This is a genomic window from Halomonas sp. DP4Y7-1 (genome assembly GCF_019800705.1).
Classification (GTDB): domain Bacteria; phylum Pseudomonadota; class Gammaproteobacteria; order Pseudomonadales; family Halomonadaceae; genus Halomonas; species Halomonas litopenaei_A.
Genome location: NZ_JAHVKS010000011.1, coordinates 169,435 through 185,372 on the forward strand (window position 1 = coordinate 169,435; position 15,938 = coordinate 185,372).

General features: G+C 61.6%; 17 protein-coding genes. 7 read left to right on the plus strand and 10 right to left on the minus strand.

What is annotated here, in order from left to right:
* Nucleotides 1-19 precede the first annotated feature (19 nt).
* Nucleotides 20-628 carry a cytochrome b/b6 domain-containing protein gene (locus tag KUV72_RS18315; protein WP_222239328.1) on the minus strand — a complete coding sequence of 203 codons (609 nt, stop codon included), beginning with the start codon at nucleotides 626-628 and terminating at the stop codon, nucleotides 20-22.
* A gap of 124 nt (nucleotides 629-752) precedes the next feature.
* On the opposite strand from KUV72_RS18315, the gene KUV72_RS18320 reads away from it, so the two are divergent.
* Nucleotides 753-1,142 (plus strand): MAPEG family protein, encoded by a 390-nt coding sequence (locus KUV72_RS18320; protein ID WP_222239329.1) that lies wholly within the window; start codon nucleotides 753-755, stop codon nucleotides 1,140-1,142.
* 61 nt (nucleotides 1,143-1,203) lie between these two features.
* On the opposite strand, the gene KUV72_RS18325 is transcribed toward KUV72_RS18320, so the two are convergent.
* The gene (locus KUV72_RS18325) at nucleotides 1,204-1,776 is read right to left on the minus strand and encodes an NADPH-dependent FMN reductase (protein WP_261317557.1); all 573 of its coding nucleotides are present in this window, start codon (nucleotides 1,774-1,776) and stop codon (nucleotides 1,204-1,206) included.
* Nucleotides 1,777-1,911: 135 nt separating this feature from the next.
* Between KUV72_RS18325 and KUV72_RS18330 the strand changes: the two genes are divergently transcribed.
* The gene (locus tag KUV72_RS18330; RefSeq protein WP_224852162.1) at nucleotides 1,912-2,229 is read left to right on the plus strand and encodes a hypothetical protein; all 318 of its coding nucleotides are present in this window, start codon (nucleotides 1,912-1,914) and stop codon (nucleotides 2,227-2,229) included.
* Between the two features lie 9 nt (nucleotides 2,230-2,238).
* Here KUV72_RS18330 and KUV72_RS18335 read toward each other — a convergent pair whose 3' ends face one another.
* From KUV72_RS18335 to KUV72_RS18345, 3 genes are all read right to left on the minus strand, one after another.
* Entirely contained in the window at nucleotides 2,239-3,174 is a 936-nt protein-coding gene (locus tag KUV72_RS18335; protein ID WP_222239331.1) for a pirin family protein, read from the minus strand.
* A gap of 102 nt (nucleotides 3,175-3,276) precedes the next feature.
* Nucleotides 3,277-3,903 carry an isochorismate family cysteine hydrolase YcaC gene (ycaC, locus tag KUV72_RS18340; protein WP_222239332.1) on the minus strand — a complete coding sequence of 209 codons (627 nt, stop codon included), beginning with the start codon at nucleotides 3,901-3,903 and terminating at the stop codon, nucleotides 3,277-3,279.
* 111 nt (nucleotides 3,904-4,014) lie between these two features.
* On the minus strand, nucleotides 4,015-4,884 hold the full coding sequence (locus KUV72_RS18345) for a pirin family protein (RefSeq protein WP_222239333.1): 870 nt from the start codon (nucleotides 4,882-4,884) through the stop codon (nucleotides 4,015-4,017).
* Between the two features lie 245 nt (nucleotides 4,885-5,129).
* Between KUV72_RS18345 and KUV72_RS18350 the strand changes: the two genes are divergently transcribed.
* Entirely contained in the window at nucleotides 5,130-6,065 is a 936-nt protein-coding gene (locus KUV72_RS18350) for a LysR substrate-binding domain-containing protein (protein ID WP_222239334.1), read from the plus strand.
* A 58-nt stretch (nucleotides 6,066-6,123) separates the two neighbouring features.
* Here the strand turns inward: KUV72_RS18350 and KUV72_RS18355 are convergent, their stop codons facing one another.
* Entirely contained in the window at nucleotides 6,124-7,608 is a 1,485-nt protein-coding gene (locus KUV72_RS18355; RefSeq protein ID WP_206944270.1) for an alanine/glycine:cation symporter family protein, read from the minus strand.
* Nucleotides 7,609-7,977: 369 nt separating this feature from the next.
* Between KUV72_RS18355 and gloA the strand changes: the two genes are divergently transcribed.
* Entirely contained in the window at nucleotides 7,978-8,520 is a 543-nt protein-coding gene (gene gloA, locus KUV72_RS18360) for a lactoylglutathione lyase (protein ID WP_222239335.1), read from the plus strand.
* A 205-nt stretch (nucleotides 8,521-8,725) separates the two neighbouring features.
* On the opposite strand, the gene KUV72_RS18365 is transcribed toward gloA, so the two are convergent.
* From KUV72_RS18365 to KUV72_RS18375, 3 genes are all read right to left on the minus strand, one after another.
* Entirely contained in the window at nucleotides 8,726-9,631 is a 906-nt protein-coding gene (locus KUV72_RS18365) for an NAD-dependent epimerase/dehydratase family protein (protein WP_222239336.1), read from the minus strand.
* Nucleotides 9,624-10,295, minus strand: a complete 672-nt coding sequence (locus tag KUV72_RS18370; protein WP_222239337.1) for a DsbA family protein — start codon at nucleotides 10,293-10,295, stop codon at nucleotides 9,624-9,626. Before KUV72_RS18370 ends, KUV72_RS18365 begins: the two co-directional genes overlap by 8 nt.
* Nucleotides 10,296-10,566: 271 nt before the next feature.
* Nucleotides 10,567-11,052, minus strand: a complete 486-nt coding sequence (locus KUV72_RS18375) for an Lrp/AsnC family transcriptional regulator (RefSeq protein WP_224852161.1) — start codon at nucleotides 11,050-11,052, stop codon at nucleotides 10,567-10,569.
* Between the two features lie 163 nt (nucleotides 11,053-11,215).
* Here KUV72_RS18375 and KUV72_RS18380 point away from each other — a divergent pair, with 163 nt between their 5' ends.
* The gene (locus KUV72_RS18380; protein ID WP_222239338.1) at nucleotides 11,216-12,139 is read left to right on the plus strand and encodes a DMT family transporter; all 924 of its coding nucleotides are present in this window, start codon (nucleotides 11,216-11,218) and stop codon (nucleotides 12,137-12,139) included.
* Nucleotides 12,140-12,362: 223 nt separating this feature from the next.
* On the opposite strand, the gene KUV72_RS18385 is transcribed toward KUV72_RS18380, so the two are convergent.
* Nucleotides 12,363-13,364, minus strand: a complete 1,002-nt coding sequence (locus tag KUV72_RS18385; protein WP_206944262.1) for an NADP-dependent oxidoreductase — start codon at nucleotides 13,362-13,364, stop codon at nucleotides 12,363-12,365.
* A gap of 494 nt (nucleotides 13,365-13,858) precedes the next feature.
* Here KUV72_RS18385 and KUV72_RS18390 point away from each other — a divergent pair, with 494 nt between their 5' ends.
* Together KUV72_RS18390 and KUV72_RS18395 are read left to right on the plus strand one after the other, a co-directional pair.
* Nucleotides 13,859-14,659, plus strand: coding sequence for a FadR/GntR family transcriptional regulator (locus tag KUV72_RS18390; protein ID WP_206944260.1), 801 nt, complete (start codon nucleotides 13,859-13,861; stop codon nucleotides 14,657-14,659).
* 7 nt (nucleotides 14,660-14,666) lie between these two features.
* Entirely contained in the window at nucleotides 14,667-15,707 is a 1,041-nt protein-coding gene (locus KUV72_RS18395; protein ID WP_206944258.1) for a TRAP transporter substrate-binding protein, read from the plus strand.
* The last annotated feature ends 231 nt before the right edge of the window (nucleotides 15,708-15,938 follow it).

Here is a 15,938-nt window from a genome sequence, read left to right on the forward strand (position 1 = left end):
GGGCCCCGCCCCGATAACCCTAGGGTGACTTGAGTGTCCACATGTTCCTGAGGACATCATCCTTGAGCACCCAGTGATGGAAAAGGGCGCCCGCGATATGGCCGGCCAGCAATACCGGCAGCAGCAGATCGGAGCCCCATTCCTTGTGAAAACGAGCGAAAGGATCCATCAGGCTGATCAGCGGTTGGGCCAGCACGTCCGATAGCCAGTCAGCCACTGGCAGGCGTTGAAATGAAGGCAGTGTCCACTGGCCCAGCACCTTGAGGTCGAAGCCGGTGCCGACATAGGCCGCGACTGGCAGCGCCAGCAGTAGCGCGAGCAGACCTCGGTGAGCGAGGCGCGACACGCGGGGCGGCCCCTGGGGGGCAGGTCGAGGCAGCCATAGATGCGCCATCAACAGGCCAAGCGACAGCGCTACGCTTAACAGTCCCAGATTGACGTGGGCCACCAGCAGATACCAGTTGGCGGCTTCCAGTTGGGTGGTCGCCCACTTGCGTCCGTAGGCGCTCAGGTAGAGAAGGCCGGTGGTCAGTGCCAGCAAGGCGTGCAGGGCACGACTGGTCAGGGCGTGGCGGGCAGGGTGGACATCGGGTACGTGGGGGACGTCGCGGTCTCGGCTTGCGGGCATGGAGGAAACCTCTTGGGCTCGGTAAGCCAGGCATCAGGCAAGTACCGCCATGCTGACGCCTGTCCCTTCGCCTGTCAGCCATTGCCTGTGCCATGCTGAGGAAGATTCGCCCTCGGAGCCTGCCATGTCGATCTTTCTCGTCACCCTGTTTATCGCTTCCCTGCTGCCGATCCTGCTGGCCTGGATCGGTGCCGCCTGGCGCGTGCGCCAGTTCGGCCATCTCGATAACCGCCATCCGCGGGCCCAGCAGGCCGCCATGGAAGGGATTGGCGCGCGCCTGCATGCGGCCCAGTCCAACGCCTGGGAGGCATTGATCGTCTATCTGAGCACGGCCGTGGTCGCCATGGGCGCTGGCGCCGATCTGAACAGCCTCGACACGCCTGCGCTAGTCTTTCTTGCCTCGCGCCTGCTGCATCCCATCGCCTATGCCCTCGACTGGCAATGGATCCGCTCTGGTGTGTTTGCCATGGGTATGCTGGCATGCCTTGTCATCATGATCGGGGCGCTGTGGTAGGCGCCCCGATACGTGCCTCTTGCCTGGGTCGCCGTCGGTGGTCAGACGGCCCTCACTGGCGCTATGTCAAACTATCCACCAGTCGCTGACAGATACCGTCCAGGGCCTTGGCCTTGCCTTCGTCTGCCAGACTACCGTCTTCATGGAAGGCCTCACCGGCACCGCCGACGGCGAGCTGGTCGGGCAGGACGGTCACGCCGATGTTGCTCAGCAGCTGGCGCAGTAGAGGCAGGGCACGCAGTCCGCCGAGCCCGCCGGGTGAGGCGCCCACGATGGCGGCCACCTTGTGCTGATAGGGTTCGAGCGCGCCCAGGTCTCCATCAGGCCGAGACACCCAGTCGATGGTGTTCTTCAACAGAGGCGTGATGAAGCCATTGTATTCAGGAGAGGCGATGGCAACGCCTTGGTGGTCCATGAACATGCGCTTCAGGCGGCTGGCGTGCTCTGGCAGTCCCTCTTGCTCCTCCAGATCACCGTCGTAGAGAGGCATGGGAAAATCTGCCAGGTCAACAAAGGTGGCGTCGCCCCCACAGGCATCGATACGCTGTGCCATCAGTTTTGCCAGACGCTTGTTATAGGAGTTCTTGCGAGCGCTGCCCGCGAAGACCAGGATACGTGGACGTTGGTGGCTCATGACGTGTTCCTCCATGTCAGGTTGATGCGCTAGGGCAGTCGTCAGGGCGTTGAGATGGGGTGCAAGCACAGACGCGAACCCGCTGCTCCGTCATCATGCAATGTACACTACGTTGAAGGCACACGGAGGCTGCCCATGAAGTATCCCAAGACCCCGGATGGTCGTTACTTTGTCGCCAAGAATCGGTTGTGGCGCTGCACCGATCCAAGCCTTGATGAGGCGTTTCGACAGCGCCACGTCAAGGCGTTGATGGCAGCTCGTCGAGCGGTGAAGGATGCCAGGCAGAGTGAGGACGAGGCTGCCTTGAAGGCTGCCCGGGCACAGGTTCAGGCCGCCAAGGAGGCACTCGGCGAGCGCGGCCCCGTGTGGTGGGACGATGGAGCCGAGGATGAATCCGGCAAGGCGCCGCACAACAGCAGCTACGCCGACTGGTGGGCGAGTCGCAGCCCCTGACACGGCAGATCACTTCCATGGCAATGGCGGGGCTTCCAGGCGCTGTCCCTGCCACTGCGGTATGGTGCCAAAGCGGGGGCTTTCGGCTTCCCAGTCCCGCTGGGCCTCGATAATCGCTTTGCGCGAGTGGCCGACAAAGTTCCACCACATGACAATCTCATCCTCGAGCGGCTCGCCGCCAATCAACAGCATGCGGCTGCCAGGCGACAGGGTGACGTCGACAGCGTTGCGGCCGCGACCCAGGTAGGCCAGCTCATCCACCTTGAAGGATTCTCCGTCCAGGGTCAGGTCACCCTCCAGCACCAGCACCCCGTATTCGAATGCTGCCTGAAGCGGCAGCGTCAGCTGGGCGGAGCGCTCGGCCTGAAGATCAACGCCTACCAGCGGAGAGAAGCTCAGGGTGGGTGCATCATGCCCACCGTAGTGGCCAACCAGAAGAGTGAAGTGAACATCCTCCTGGGACCAGCGGGGCAGGTCGGCGTAGTGGTCGAAGCGAGGCGCCGTGTCAGCGTGTTCAAGAGGCAGCGCGATCCACAGTTGGGCGGCATGCAGCTCGTCACTGTCCTCGAGGCTCTCTTCGGTATGGCTGATGCCATGGCCCGCGGTCATCAGATTGACCTCGCCAGGCCGGATGACCTGATCACTGCCTAGGCTGTCGCGATGATGTACCTCACCTGACAGCATCCAGGTGAAGGTCTGCAAGCTGGTATGGGGATGAGGGCCGACTCGCATGCCCTCACCCTCGCGCAGGATACTGGGGCCCGCGTGATCGAGAAAACACCAGGCGCCGATGGTGCGGCGGTGTCGAGTAGGCAGCACGCGATGGATTGGCAGCCCTCCGACAGTGGCCTCTCGCGAGCCAATACGCTGAATCTGATAACGTCCGTCGATGACCGGACAATCCCGTGAGGAAGAAGGGCGGCGGGGTGTTTCGTGCAGACTCATGGGCGGTTAGCTCCTGATACAGACCGAGCCCGAGCATCTCGGGCTCGGTCTGTTGCTAAGGATTTGGTGTAGAGAATGTGTTGGGAGGTTGACTCGTCATGCTCAGGAGTCTTGGCTTTGTTGTTCGTAGCTTTGCATCAGGTTGGAGTAGGCCGGCAGGTGTGATGCCAGCAGGCCACCGAAACCCTCGATGTCATTGCGCCAATCTCGGTGGAGCTCACCGCCCACGGCGAACCAGGTCATGAGTTGAGCACCGGCCTGACTCATTCGATCCCAGGCGGCGTCGCGTGTGACCTGATTGAAGGTGCCGGACGCATCGGTGACGACAAAGACGTCATACCCCGCCTCAATGGCCGAGAGAACGGGAAAGGCGACGCATACTTCGGTCACTACACCCGCTATCAACAACTGTTTGCAGCCAGTCTTTTCGATGGCGGCGACAAAGTCGTCGTTGTCCCAAGCATTAATCTGGCCAGGGCGCGCAATGTATGGCGCGTCGGGAAACATCTCCTTCAACTCAGGTACCATTGGACCATTGGGACCGTCTTCGAAGCTGGTGGTAAGGATGGTGGGTAATTCAAAGAACTTCGCGATATCCGCGAGTGCCAGTACATTGTTCTTGAAGGCATCGGTATCGAAGTCGCGCACCAGCGACAATAGTCCGGCTTGATGGTCGACAAGCAAGACAGCCACGTCGTTCTTGTCGAGTCGAACATAGGGGCGTGTCATAGAAATCTCCGGTCGTCAGGGCCCTTCCTTGGGAGATAGGCTCCGGCACTCCGCCTGGAGCGATAGGTCCCGACCAAGTTTGGCATCGGGATTTGCGAAAGTGACGCGGGCTCAATGAGGGAGGTGGCCGAACTCACCGCGCTGAAAAGCAGCGATTGAGTCTTGAATCTCTTCTTCGGTACTCATCACGAAGGGGCCGTGACCCACTACGGGCTCGTCGAGGGGCTCGCCGGTAAGCACCAGGAGCCGAACAGCGGTATTGGCAGCCAATGCAACGTCTTGACCCTCTCTGGATAGCTCAACAACGTTCCCGCTGCGGACCACTTGATCGCGCTGGACCAGCAGCGTGCCTTCGAGTGCTACCAGAAGGCTAGTGTGCCCATTCGGGAGTGACAAGGAGGTCTCGGCGCCTTCGGCCAACACCACCTCCCAAGCATTTACAGGAGTGAAGGTCTGGGCGGGCCCGGTGATTCCGGCGTAGCGGCCTGCGACTACCTTGACGTAGCCGCTATCGCCTGCCAACGGTACCTTCGGAATATGCTCGCTGGTCAGGCCCTGATAGCGCGCCGGTGTACTTTTATGCCGTGAGGGCAAGTTGACCCACAATTGCAGCATGTCCAGCTCGCCGCCCGTCTGGCTGAAGGCATCAGAATGATACTCCTCATGCAGAATGCCGTTACCTGCTGTCATCCACTGCACATCTCCGGGGCCTATTGTGCCGCCTCCCCCTGAGGAGTCTCTGTGGCTCACCTCCCCCTTATGGACGAAAGTGACCGTTTCGAAGCCTCGGTGGGGGTGAATGCCGACGCCGCGCCGGTGCTGCCCTGGAGCGAAATGGTGAGGGCCTGCATGGTCTAACAGCAGGAACGGGCTGATTCGCTCCGCGCCGAGTCGGTCGTAGCTCAGTAGTGAGGACACCGGGAAGCCGTCACCAACCCAATGGCGACGCGGTGCAGAGTGAACGCCGAGGATGTTCTTCATGGGAGTCTCCTGGTGCCGAGGGGTTATAGCGACCCCGATATCTCTTATCCTATAAGTAGAACGAAGATGCTGGTAGTTGGTGTTTTTCGGACTGATTGTTCTATTTTTGAGACAGTGGATGGTGAGTGGTGAAAGGCTTCTGATGCGGCCTGTAAGAGGACGTGACGGAAGGGAGCACGATTGTTGCCGATAAACCGGACGGTGAGTCAGCCTATGTGGCGTCCCGTCTCAACAAGAGCGTCGCGATGCAGGATCTCAATGACTTCTACTACTTCGTTCAGGTCGTCGACCACCAAGGGTTTGCGTCTGCTGGCCGCGCACTGGGTGTGCCGAAGTCGCGCCTGAGCCGCCGCATCGCCGAACTTGAAGCCCGGCTTGAGGTGCGCTTGATCCAACGCTCGACCCGCCAGTTTGCCGTGACAGAGCTTGGGCAGTCGTTCTATCAGCACTGTCAGGCCATGCTGTGGCAAGCAGAAGCCGCAGTAGAAGTCGTCGAACGGCATCAATCAGAGCCCCGTGGCCGAATACGGATTAGCTGTCCGCCCAGTCTGTTGACAAGCCTGTTTACTCCGATCCTGTCTGCGTTTATGAAGCAATACCCTTTGATAGCACTCGACGTTGTGGCGACCAGTCGGCGGGTCGATATTGTTCGTGAAGGTTTCGACCTGGCTATTCGTGTGCGCTATCCACCGTTGGAAGACAGTGATCTTGTGATGCGACGATTATGTGCCAGCCCACAGTTGCTGCTGGCTGCTCCTATTCTTCTAGAGCGCATGGGTAAGCCGAAGATTCCGCAGGACCTCAGTGACTGGCCGAGCCTGGACTTCGAGGAGCCTGAGCGGCGACATGTCTGGCGGCTTGATGGCCCCGGCGGCATGGAGCGTATGGTAGAACACCGGCCGCGTCTGGTGTCTGACGATGTGGGGCTGTTAGTCAGGTCCGCAGTGGATGGACTTGGAGTGGCGCGATTGCCTTTGGTCGCGGCGGGTAGAGAACTGGAAAGGGGCCATCTCGTGGACGTGCTGCCTGGCTGGACGCCGCGCTCTGGATTGATTCACGCTGTCTACGCCAGTCGTCGTGGACAGCTACCCTCTGTTCGAACGCTTCTGGCGTTTCTCGATAATGCTCTGGATGAGACCGACACTGACTCGCGCAAGGGCTGGTACGCCATCAGGGACTGAAACGACAACGCCACGGCGAACCGTGGCGTTGAGGGTCAAACGGGGGCATTCATCAGGATCAAGCGTCGGTCCTGGTGGTGCCTTCGGTCTGGCCGGATGTTCCAGGCCAGGCGCTGCGGTCGACCTTGCCCTTGAGCTTCGGGAACTGGTCGGGGTCGAAGGTGGGCTCCTTGCCCGCCTTAAGCTGTCGCTCGTAGTCACGGAACAGCGCGAAGGCCAGGGGCGACAGCAGCAGGATCGCGATCAGGTTGATCAGTGCCATCATGCCCATGGACAGATCGGCAAAGCCCCAGATGGTCTTCAGCTGCGCCACCGAGCCAATCATGATCATGGCCAGCACCGCCAGCCGATAGATGAATACCGCGCCGGCAGAACGGCGCTTGCCGGCCAGGTATTCGATGTTGGACTCGCCGTAGGAGTAGTTGGCGATCAGTGACGTGAAGGCGAACAGGAGAATGGCGATCGCCACGAACATGCCGCCCCAGCTACCTACGTGCTCGGTCAGCGCCGTCTGGGTCAATTGGATGCCGTTGGGGGCATCGCCACTTTGCAGGGCCGGCTCTGCCAGAATGATCACTGCTGCTGTCGCGGTGCAGATTACCAGCGTGTCGAAGAATACCCCCAGCATCTGGATAAAACCCTGAGCCGCTGGATGGTTGGGTCGTGTGCTGGCGGTCGCTGCCACGTTGGGGGCGGATCCCATGCCGGCCTCGTTGGAGAACAGGCCGCGCTTGATGCCTTGCATCATGGCCTGGGCCACGGCGTAGCCCACGGCACCGCCGGCGGCTTCTTCAAGACCAAAGGCGCTATTGAAGATCAGGGCGATGGCGCCAGGAAGCTCCTCGATGTTCAACGCCACGACCACCAGCGCCAGAATCAGGTACAGCACCGCCATGACCGGCACGATCAGCTCTGCCACCTTGGCGATGGAGCGCAGGCCACCGAAAATGATCGGCGCTACCGCCACCAGCAGGGCAACGCCCACCACCCAGGTCGGAATCGAGAAGGCCTGCTCCATGGCTTGAGCAATAGAGTTGGCCTGGACACTGTTGAAGGCGAGACCAAAGGCGATGATCAGACAGATGGAGAAGGCAACCGCCATCCAGCGTTGGCCGAGGCCTCGCTCGATGTACCGGGCAGGGCCGCCACGGAAGGTCTTGTCGCCGTGGTCGACCTTATAGGCCTGAGCCAGGGCAGACTCGACAAAGCTGGTAGCCATGCCCACCAGAGCGGTCATCCACATCCAGAAGATGGCGCCGGGGCCGCCCAGGTAGATGGCCACGGCGACACCCGCCAGGTTGCCGGTGCCCACACGGGCGGCAAGGCTGGTCGACAGCGCCTGAAACGAGGAAATGCCTTCGCCGCCGTCACGTGATCCCTTGAGCAGGGAGAACATATGGCCGAAGAAGCGAAATTGAATACCGCGGGTCATCACGGTGAAATAGAGGCCAGCGCCGATCAGAAGGTAGACCAGCAGCTTGCCCCAGATCAGGCCGTTTCCAGCGGAAACGACGCTGTTGAACCAGGTGGCGATGGAGTCCATGTCAAAGCGTTCCATTGGTAGGAATTCGGTGGCCATTTTTCACGAAATGGTAGGGATGACAAGGCGTGTGGCGAAAAGATTGAGTTATCGCGTTGATTTGTGGATATGTTATTAGACTTTGGTAGTATTTTTGCGCCTGATGCAGCACTTGGCGCGTTAGTAGACAGGTCGCTGGCCTGTCGAGCGCATGCTCAGAGACAAAAGTGCTGCGCACCGCGCACGCTGGAGGATGTCGTGCGCTAAGGATGATTACCCTTAGTCAGGCCTGTTAATGGGTCATCGTTGGCGTGGCGCCAACATCTGAACGCATCGATGGTGAACACGTCGAAACTGTTGATGCATTCCTCGAACTCACTGAAGGAGATACCCATGAAGGATACCCCCCAAGGCGAACAGCATCCGGGCGTTGAAGCGGCACCGGCGGCCACCCGTGGGTTTCGTCTTAACCACAGCATGTTGAGGGTCAAGGACCCGAAAGTATCGCTCGCCTTTTATTCCCGCGTGTTTGGCATGAGCGTGCTGAGGCGCCTGGATTTCGAGGAGATGCAGTTCTCGCTGTATTTCCTCGCTAACCTGGATGCCCAGGATGAGGTGCCTGAAGATGTGGCGGCTCGCACTACCTGGACCTTCCAGCAGCGCGGGTTGCTGGAGTTCACGCACAACTGGGGCACTGAGGACCAGGAAGGACGTATCTACCACGATGGCAACGCCGAACCGCAGGGTTTTGGTCACATCTGTTTTGCAGTGCCGGATCTGCACGCCGCGGTGGCCTGGTTTGATGAAAATGACGTCGAATTCATCAAGCGCCCCGAACAGGGCAAGATGAAGGACGTGGTCTTCGTCAAGGATCCGGACGGTTACTGGATCGAGGTGGTCCAGCCAGACCTGATGTCACAGGTGGGCAAAGGCTGAAGGCGCTTGGCCCGTATCACGGGCTAAGGAAACACTGCATAAAGGCCTGCGCGGCCGATTCATTGCGTGACGCGCTGCTCGAACTCTCAGCGATACCGCATAGGCTCCGGGTTCCGCGCTGCGGGCGCCTGGTGCCTCATGCCACTCGACTGATGTAGTCAGCACTTCCCTAGCGGGACGAGCCAGCCGACGTATTGACGCTCATCTAGCGCGGCAGGCAGTGCACCAGGCTGTCACGCAGGCTGCGCGGATGAAGGCCCAGGTCGTCGAAGGTGCCTACACCGCGTGACACCAAGTTGTCCTGCTGGATCAGCCACAGCATGTCACGGGTGAGCGGGGCAGACGGCAGGGCCTTCATGGTCGTGGCCAGGGCATGCCATAGCCACATCGGCGTCGTCAGCAGGGTGGGGTCCCTATCCAGATGGCGGGCGACCAGCGTGACGAGGTCGCGATAGCGCAAGGCGTCAGGTCCGCCCAGCTCATACAGCGCACGCGGCAGATCTAAACGGGTGGCCAGGCGTCCCAGCGCACTGCCGAGATCGCCCACGTGAAGGGGCTGCAGGCGTACCTCTCCGGTGCCGAAGAGCGGGACGACCGGCAGTCGAACCAGGCGCGCCAGCGTGGCCGTCAGACCGGCCTGTGGGCCATACAGCACACTGGGCCTGACGATAATGGCCCGTGGGACTTCTTCCATCACCGCCTGCTCGCCCAGGGCCCGGGCGCGTACATAAGGCGAGGGTGAGTCTGTCCGCGCTCCGATACCGGAAATCAACAGGTAGCGGTCGACGCCGGCGGCCCTGGCCGCTCTGGCCAGCGCTGCGGCGCCTTCTACGTGGACCTTCTCGAAGTCCCCGCGGCGACGTTCCTGGTAGAGGCTGACGGCATTGATCACCGCGCTGGCGCCCTCCAGTACCGGCGCCAGACTGTCGGGGTCTTGCAGGTCTGCCGCCATTGCTTCCACCGGGTCGCCGGGTTCGACCATGTCAGGTAGCCGGGGACGCCTCGCCACCACCCTCACCGCGTGTCCACTGAAATAGAGTTCACGCACAGCGGCAGCCCCGACAAACCCTGTTCCTCCGAGGACGACGACGGGGCGTGTTCTGTCACTCATGGCCAGCGCCACTGTCGTTGCGCTGGAGTGCGTCACGCAGCCGCTCCACCGCCAGAAACAGCTGCCGCCTTGGCTGAGCCCCTGACAGAATGCCGGCATGCTCGCCGTCGATCAGGAAGCGCAGGGCAGGCACGCCGGCGATCCCCAGTGCTTGTCCCTCCTCACGAGACTCGCGGACGGCCTGACGATCTTCTTCATTGGCAAGGCTTGCCACCAGCGCGTCGCCATCGAGTCCCTGGTCACGAACGAGGTCTGCCAGTGCGGCAGGGTCGGAGAGATCCAGGCTGCGTTCGAAAAAGCCACTGAACAAGGCCTTCCTTAACGAGGCTACCTGCTGTGCCGAGGCGTGTCGTTCAGCCCAGGCCAGGGTCTCGAGCGCAAGGCGTGAGCGAGGCTGGATATCCGGCTGGCGCATGCTGAGTCCACGTTCGCGCGCCATGGGCAGCACAGCGTCACGCCACAGTTCGTTCAAGTAGTCGCCATGGGGATCCAAGGCCGGCTCAGGCTCTGGCCTCAGTTCGAATGGACGCCAGTGGATGTGGATGTCATCGCCGAACCGTTGCTCCAAGGCCTCAAGCTCCGGCAGCTCCAGATAGCAAAATGGGCAGCGCAGGTCGCTGAAGACCTCGAGCGTCAGGCGTGGGGGAGTGGGCGATGTCGGCATTCAACTCTCCTGAGTGGCAATACGTGGGACCGGATGGCGGCGGAGTCGCCTCTAGCTTGACGACTGATGCCGTCGAAGTGAAGCGCCGGCGACAGGCAGGCTCGATGCTGACGAAGGTGCCCAGGCCCTGCTCCCATGCGCGGCGATGCCTGGCGGATGCGGCCGTGGCTCGGACCCAGCTCGAGAGTCGCCAGTACAAAGCCTCTGATGCAACGCTCTTTGAGCAAAGCCCTTGAGCAAAGCCCTTGAGCAAAGCCCCTGGAGTCAGGCGCTAGGCGTCGTCGGATGGGCGAGCGTCGCGAAGATCCAGGGCGCCGGCGCGCTTGACGGCCCGGATGGCAAAGCTCGAGTCCACGGTATTGACCATGGGCAGGGTCTGCAGCTGTCGCACCCAGCGTTCGTAACCTTTCAGGTCGGCGCTGACAATCTGCAGCAGATAGTCGAAGGCACCGGACACGGTGTGGCACTCGATGACTTCGGGCATCTCTGCCACGGCGGCTTCGAAGGCTTCCACGAGGGCATCTTGATGGCGGCTGAGCTTGACGTGGACGAACACCGTCAGCCCCAGCCCCAGGCGTTCGCGGTCCAGCTCAGCGCGGTAGCGCTGGATCAGCCGCTGTTGCTCCAGCCGGCGGATGCGCCTGGCGCAGGGGGATGGGGACAGACCCACTCGCTCGGCCAGCTCGTGGCTGGTGAGTCGCGCATCCTGCTGCAGCAGAGCGAGTAGATGGCGATCGATACGGTCCAGTTTTTTCAAGGAATTGGCTCAAACTTGCCATGAAGACCGAAATATTGGCACGCGCTGCCAATGTGGGTCCAGCGGCGGAGTGTCTTTGCCTGCATTCCCCCGAGCATTGCCGGCAGACTGGCCTTAGCAGGGTGCTTGTACCGCTACCCCACAACCCTTTCGGAGTCCTGTCATGTCGTCTTCTCTGATCCAGGTGGCACCGCTTGTCGCCTCTCCCCGGCGCGCCCTGTCGGGAGTCGCCGCTGCGCTGGGCGCGGTGCTGATCTGGTCCTGTTACTTCCTGTCGCTGCGCCAAGGGGCACTGTCACCACTGGGAACCCTCGACCTGACGCTGTTTCGCTACGCCGTGCCTGGCCTTGTGCTGTTGCCGTTGGCGCTGCGTCGGCGACAGCGTCTGTTGGCGGTCAACCCGGTGTGGCTGGTCGGCATGATGGCAGGCGCCGGCATTCCCTTCTTTCTGTTGGGGGCGGTAGGGATGGGACTGGCGCCGGTGGCCCACGGCAGTACCCTGATACCCGGGGCGGCGCCGCTGTTCGTCAGTACCCTGGCGGTGTGGGTCTTCGCCCAGCCGTTGTCGCGGGGGCGTGCCGCCGGGTTGGTCGCCATCGCAATGGGCATTGCCTGTCTGCTGGCGTCCTCGGGCCAGGGCTCGCAGTCCCTGCTGCTGGGGCAAGGCATGTTCTTGCTGTCCAGCGTGATGTGGGCGGTGTTCACCCTCAGCGTGCGTCAGAGTGGCCTGTCGGCGCTCGAGGCTACGGCGGTGGTCACGGTGCCCAGTGGATCGATCATTGCGCTGACGGTGGTCGCGCTCGAGGTGAGCGGGGTGGGGGGCTTGACGCTACACCTGGTGTCAGCCCAGGAGTGGCTGGGGCAGTTGGTGGTTCAGGGCATCCTGGTGGGGCTGGGATCTGGCCTGCTGATGGGCATCGCGATTCGACGGCTGGGCGCTGAGGCGACCTCGGCACTAGGGTCGCTGACCCCGGTGGTTGCCACGGCGCTGGCCTGGTGGGCGCTGGACGAGACGATCGGTGGGATCACCGCGGTGGGGATGTTGATGGTGGTGTTCGGTGTGATGATCGCCAGCCGTGGCCGTTGATGGCAGGCGTGTCATTGGCGTCAGCGCTGAACCAAAGACACCGCCCGTAGGCGGTGTCTGCGTCAATTGCCGAGCAAGGGCCATCAGGGGAACACTGCATAAATGCCTGCGCCGCCGATTCGCTGCGTTGCGCGCTGCTTGAACTCCTCACCTGTACCGCATGGGCTCGGAGTCTTGCGCTGCGGGCGCCTGGCGCCGCTCGGCTGATGACTTCAGCGCTTCCTTAGCTCAAGCGCACCAGCATCTTGCCGCTGTTGGCGCCCTTGAACAGGTCGAGGAAGGCCTCGGGGGTCGCTTCCAGCCCTTCACGCACGGTTTCCTGATAGTCGATATCGCCAGCGGCGACCTGTGGACCCACCTCGGCGAGAAAGGCCGGATAGTTGTCCCAGTGCTCGAACACGATAAAGCCCTGCATGCTGGCGCGACGAATCAGGATCATGGCCAGGTTGGCGGGTCCAGGAGCCGGCCCTTCATCATTGTAGCGAGAGATCATGCCGCAGACGGCAATGCGTGCGCCGACGTTGAGATTGTTCAGGGCTGCCTCGAGGCAGACGCCGCCGACGTTCTCGTAGTACACATCGAAACCGCCTGGGCAGGCCTTGGCCAGGTCATCGCTGAGTGTGGCAGCGTCCTTGTCGCGGTAGTCAACCGCGACAATGCCCTGGGACTCGAGCCAATCGCGTTTCTTCTGGCTGCCGGCAAGTCCGACAACAGTGCCGCCCTTGGCCTTGGCCAGTTGTACCGCCAGTGAGCCCACGGCGCCGCTGGCGGCGCTGACCAGGACGTTGTCGCCTTCCTGCATATGCGCAATCGCATTGAGGCCGGTCCAGGCGGTCATGCCAGGCATGCCGAGAACGCCAAGGTAGGCTTGCTCGGGGACGTCAAGATCGGGAAGGGCGGTGACGGTGTCCGCTGATAGCTGTGCCACATCACGCCAGCCGCCCATGTGGGTGACCCGATCTCCCACCTTGAAGCGGTCATCGCGGGATTCGATGATTTCACCTACCGCGGCGCCCTCGAGGGGGGCATCGAGGGCGAAGGGATCGATGTACGTCTTGACGCCGCTCATGCGGCCTCGCATGTAGGGGTCAACTGACAGCCAATGATTGCGAATGCGTACCTCGCCATCCTGCAGCGCCGGCAGTTCCTGCTGATTCAGAACAAAGACGTCCGGGCTGGGAGTGCCAGTAGGGTATTCGCTAATGCTGTAGTAGTTGGATTGCATCGATGCCTCCTTTGCTATGGGTAATCGCGTCCTGTCTCGTTCGCTAGATAAGGTGTCGCTGCTGGTCCTGCCTGCCGGGACGTTGCGTCCTGTAGCCAGAGGGCATTGCCCAGTGGATCGGACGACGCCTCAGACACCGCTGAGGACACGCCTTTGCTGAGGACGCGGCGTGGCCAATGGACTCAGCGCCTGGCTTGTGCGTCCAGAATAGACCAGTCGGTCGAAGTCGTAAAGAGCTGCGTAGAAGGTAGGAAAAAGCCTCGGGTCATTGAGATCTACACAGTGCGACTGTGCTGAATGGAAGAGGTTCCTTGAGCAGGGGCGAGCGCGCTACTTGAGCAGGGGCGGGCGCGCGAAAAGCGATCGTTATCAAACTAAAGTCTAAAGGCATCGATGTGCATTTTTAGCGAAGCTATGTCCGACATAACTCCACCAAGCGTCAGACACATGGAATAGCAGGTCTGACTCTGCATTCCCTTGTTCGGATGACCCTCATGGCAGCAGCCTCAACTCCCTTGCGTCGCGCGCGCCCGGACATCGCAGATGCCCTGGCCGAGGCGATCTTTGCCGGTGAGTACATGCCGGGCGAGTTCCTGCCCAGAGAAGTGGACCTGTGCGAGCGTTTCGCGGTGAGTCGTTCGACGGTGAGAAGTGCCCTGCAGGTGCTGGTCGCCGCTGGCATGATCACTCGAATTTCTGGTCAAGGGTCGCGGGTGCAACCCCTTGGAGGCTGGCACCTGCTCGATCCCAGGGTCAGCGGCTGGCTGGCGCGTTTCGCCCATCCTAATCCGGTGATCCAGCGCGAGGTGTTTGCCTTTCGCGTAGCCGTCGAGCCTTTCGTCGCCCGACTGGCCGCCGAGCACGCCACCGCCGCCGACCTGCTGGCCATCGAAACCGCCTATCAAGGCATGATCGAAGCCCTGGCCAGTGATGATCTACGCTTTCAGGGCAAGACCCACGACGAGTACGACGTGGCGTTTCACGAGGCCATCTTCACCGCATCGCATAACTTGGTGTGGGCGCAGATCAGCCACGTTCTCAAGCCTGCCATTGCGCTGCTGGTGGAGCGATCCAACCACAGCGCGGACAGGCTCAATGACAGCATGGATCGTCATCGCAAGGTGATGGAGGCGATTCGGCTGAGACAGCCCCGCGAAGCGGCCCGTGCGGCGCTCGCGGTACTGGAGCGCACTGGGCAGGACCTTGGACTGGAAGAGGTCACCAAGGCCTCATCGACGCTCGAGACAACCTTTGACGCTCCCGAACTATCTGCAACATGCCGACAAGAAGGATGAGATTCCCATGATGGCAAGCACCAAGCTCAAGACCCCTAGCGCCAAGCTCAAGCTGTTGAGTGCAGCGATTCTGGCATCCATGGCCGCTTCTGCTCAGGCTGCCGAGTATGAGTGGACCTTCCAGACCTCCGAAACGGCCGGCGAGCCTCAGTTCGAGATGAAGAAGGCCTGGGCCGACAACGTTTCGACGATGTCCAATGGCCGCATCGCCATCGAAATTCTGCCGGTCAATGCCGTGGTTCAGGCCAACCAGACCCTGCAGGCGGTGCAGTCCGGCATCCTTCAGGGACACCTGACCGATCCCAGCTACTTCACGGGTCAGAACCCGGCCTTCGGCATGATCGGCAACCTGGTGGGCGCCTGGAGCGACCCCTATGACTTCCTCGACTACATGAACAATGCCGGTGGCGAGGAGCTCTACAACAAGCTGGTCGAACCCTATGGTCTGCACCTGATCGGCGCTGCTGCCACCGGGCTGGAGTCGCTGCCTTCGACCAAGCCGGTGCGCTCCATCGAGGACATGCAGGGCCTCAAGCTGCGCGCTCCGGAAGGCATGGTGTACAACATCTTTGAAGCCGCTGGTGCCACACCGGTCAATCTGCCGGGCTCTGAGGTCTATACCGGCCTCGAGAAGGGTGTGATCGACGCTGCTGACTACACCGTGTTTGCCACCAACCAGGCACAGGGTCTGCACGAGTTTGCTCCTTACCCGCTGTATCCGGGCTTCCACTCCCTGCCGATGGTCGCGGTCTCACTGAACAAGGATGTCTGGGACAGCCTGCCGGACGACCTCAAGACCATCCTCGAGACGTCCGTTGATGCCCTGGCGTATGAGATGGTCGCCGAGCTCAAGACGCGTGACCTCGAAGCCGTGCGCGAAGCGCGCCAGAACCCGGATATCGAGATCATCGACCTGCCGGCGGAAGAGCGCGTAGCGTTCCGTAACATCGCCAAGCAGGAGTGGGAGAACTGGGCCGAGAAGAACGAGATCACCCAGGAATTCTACGAGTCCGTGGTGGCCTACCTGGAAAACCACAACCTGCTGTAAGCCCAAGGTCTCAGGGTAACGCGTCAGCCGTGCTGACTGTCGCCTGGTGTGCAGCGACACGGCATATCGCATAAGGGTGTACCGCGTTACCTGCCAGTACCTGAACGTTCAGGGCGGTGCCACGGCACCGCCCCCTCATTTCCGGATCGTGCCCTGGCGCGATCCTCAAGCCGTCGAGGAAGTCCCATGACAGACCTGCCGGGACAGGACGCCGACAAGGCGCCCGAACGC

Excerpts from the sequence above, each read along its gene's own strand:
- KUV72_RS18365 (WP_222239336.1), bottom strand. The coding sequence starts at position 9,631 with ATGAGTGACAGAACACGCCCCGTCGTCGTCCTCGGAGGAACAGGGTTT.
- KUV72_RS18335 (WP_222239331.1), bottom strand. The coding sequence starts at position 3,174 with ATGAGTCTGCACGAAACACCCCGCCGCCCTTCTTCCTCACGGGATTGT.
- KUV72_RS18380 (WP_222239338.1), top strand. The coding sequence starts at position 11,216 with ATGTCGTCTTCTCTGATCCAGGTGGCACCGCTTGTCGCCTCTCCCCGG.
- KUV72_RS18370 (WP_222239337.1), bottom strand. The coding sequence starts at position 10,295 with ATGCCGACATCGCCCACTCCCCCACGCCTGACGCTCGAGGTCTTCAGC.
- KUV72_RS18350 (WP_222239334.1), top strand. The coding sequence starts at position 5,130 with ATGCAGGATCTCAATGACTTCTACTACTTCGTTCAGGTCGTCGACCAC.
- KUV72_RS18330 (WP_224852162.1), top strand. The coding sequence starts at position 1,912 with ATGAAGTATCCCAAGACCCCGGATGGTCGTTACTTTGTCGCCAAGAAT.
- KUV72_RS18385 (WP_206944262.1), bottom strand. The coding sequence starts at position 13,364 with ATGCAATCCAACTACTACAGCATTAGCGAATACCCTACTGGCACTCCC.
- gloA (WP_222239335.1), top strand. The coding sequence starts at position 7,978 with ATGAAGGATACCCCCCAAGGCGAACAGCATCCGGGCGTTGAAGCGGCA.
- KUV72_RS18390 (WP_206944260.1), top strand. The coding sequence starts at position 13,859 with ATGGCAGCAGCCTCAACTCCCTTGCGTCGCGCGCGCCCGGACATCGCA.
- KUV72_RS18355 (WP_206944270.1), bottom strand. The coding sequence starts at position 7,608 with ATGGACTCCATCGCCACCTGGTTCAACAGCGTCGTTTCCGCTGGAAAC.
- KUV72_RS18320 (WP_222239329.1), top strand. The coding sequence starts at position 753 with ATGTCGATCTTTCTCGTCACCCTGTTTATCGCTTCCCTGCTGCCGATC.
- KUV72_RS18345 (WP_222239333.1), bottom strand. The coding sequence starts at position 4,884 with ATGAAGAACATCCTCGGCGTTCACTCTGCACCGCGTCGCCATTGGGTT.
- KUV72_RS18395 (WP_206944258.1), top strand. The coding sequence starts at position 14,667 with ATGATGGCAAGCACCAAGCTCAAGACCCCTAGCGCCAAGCTCAAGCTG.
- KUV72_RS18315 (WP_222239328.1), bottom strand. The coding sequence starts at position 628 with ATGCCCGCAAGCCGAGACCGCGACGTCCCCCACGTACCCGATGTCCAC.
- KUV72_RS18325 (WP_261317557.1), bottom strand. The coding sequence starts at position 1,776 with ATGAGCCACCAACGTCCACGTATCCTGGTCTTCGCGGGCAGCGCTCGC.
- ycaC (WP_222239332.1), bottom strand. The coding sequence starts at position 3,903 with ATGACACGCCCCTATGTTCGACTCGACAAGAACGACGTGGCTGTCTTG.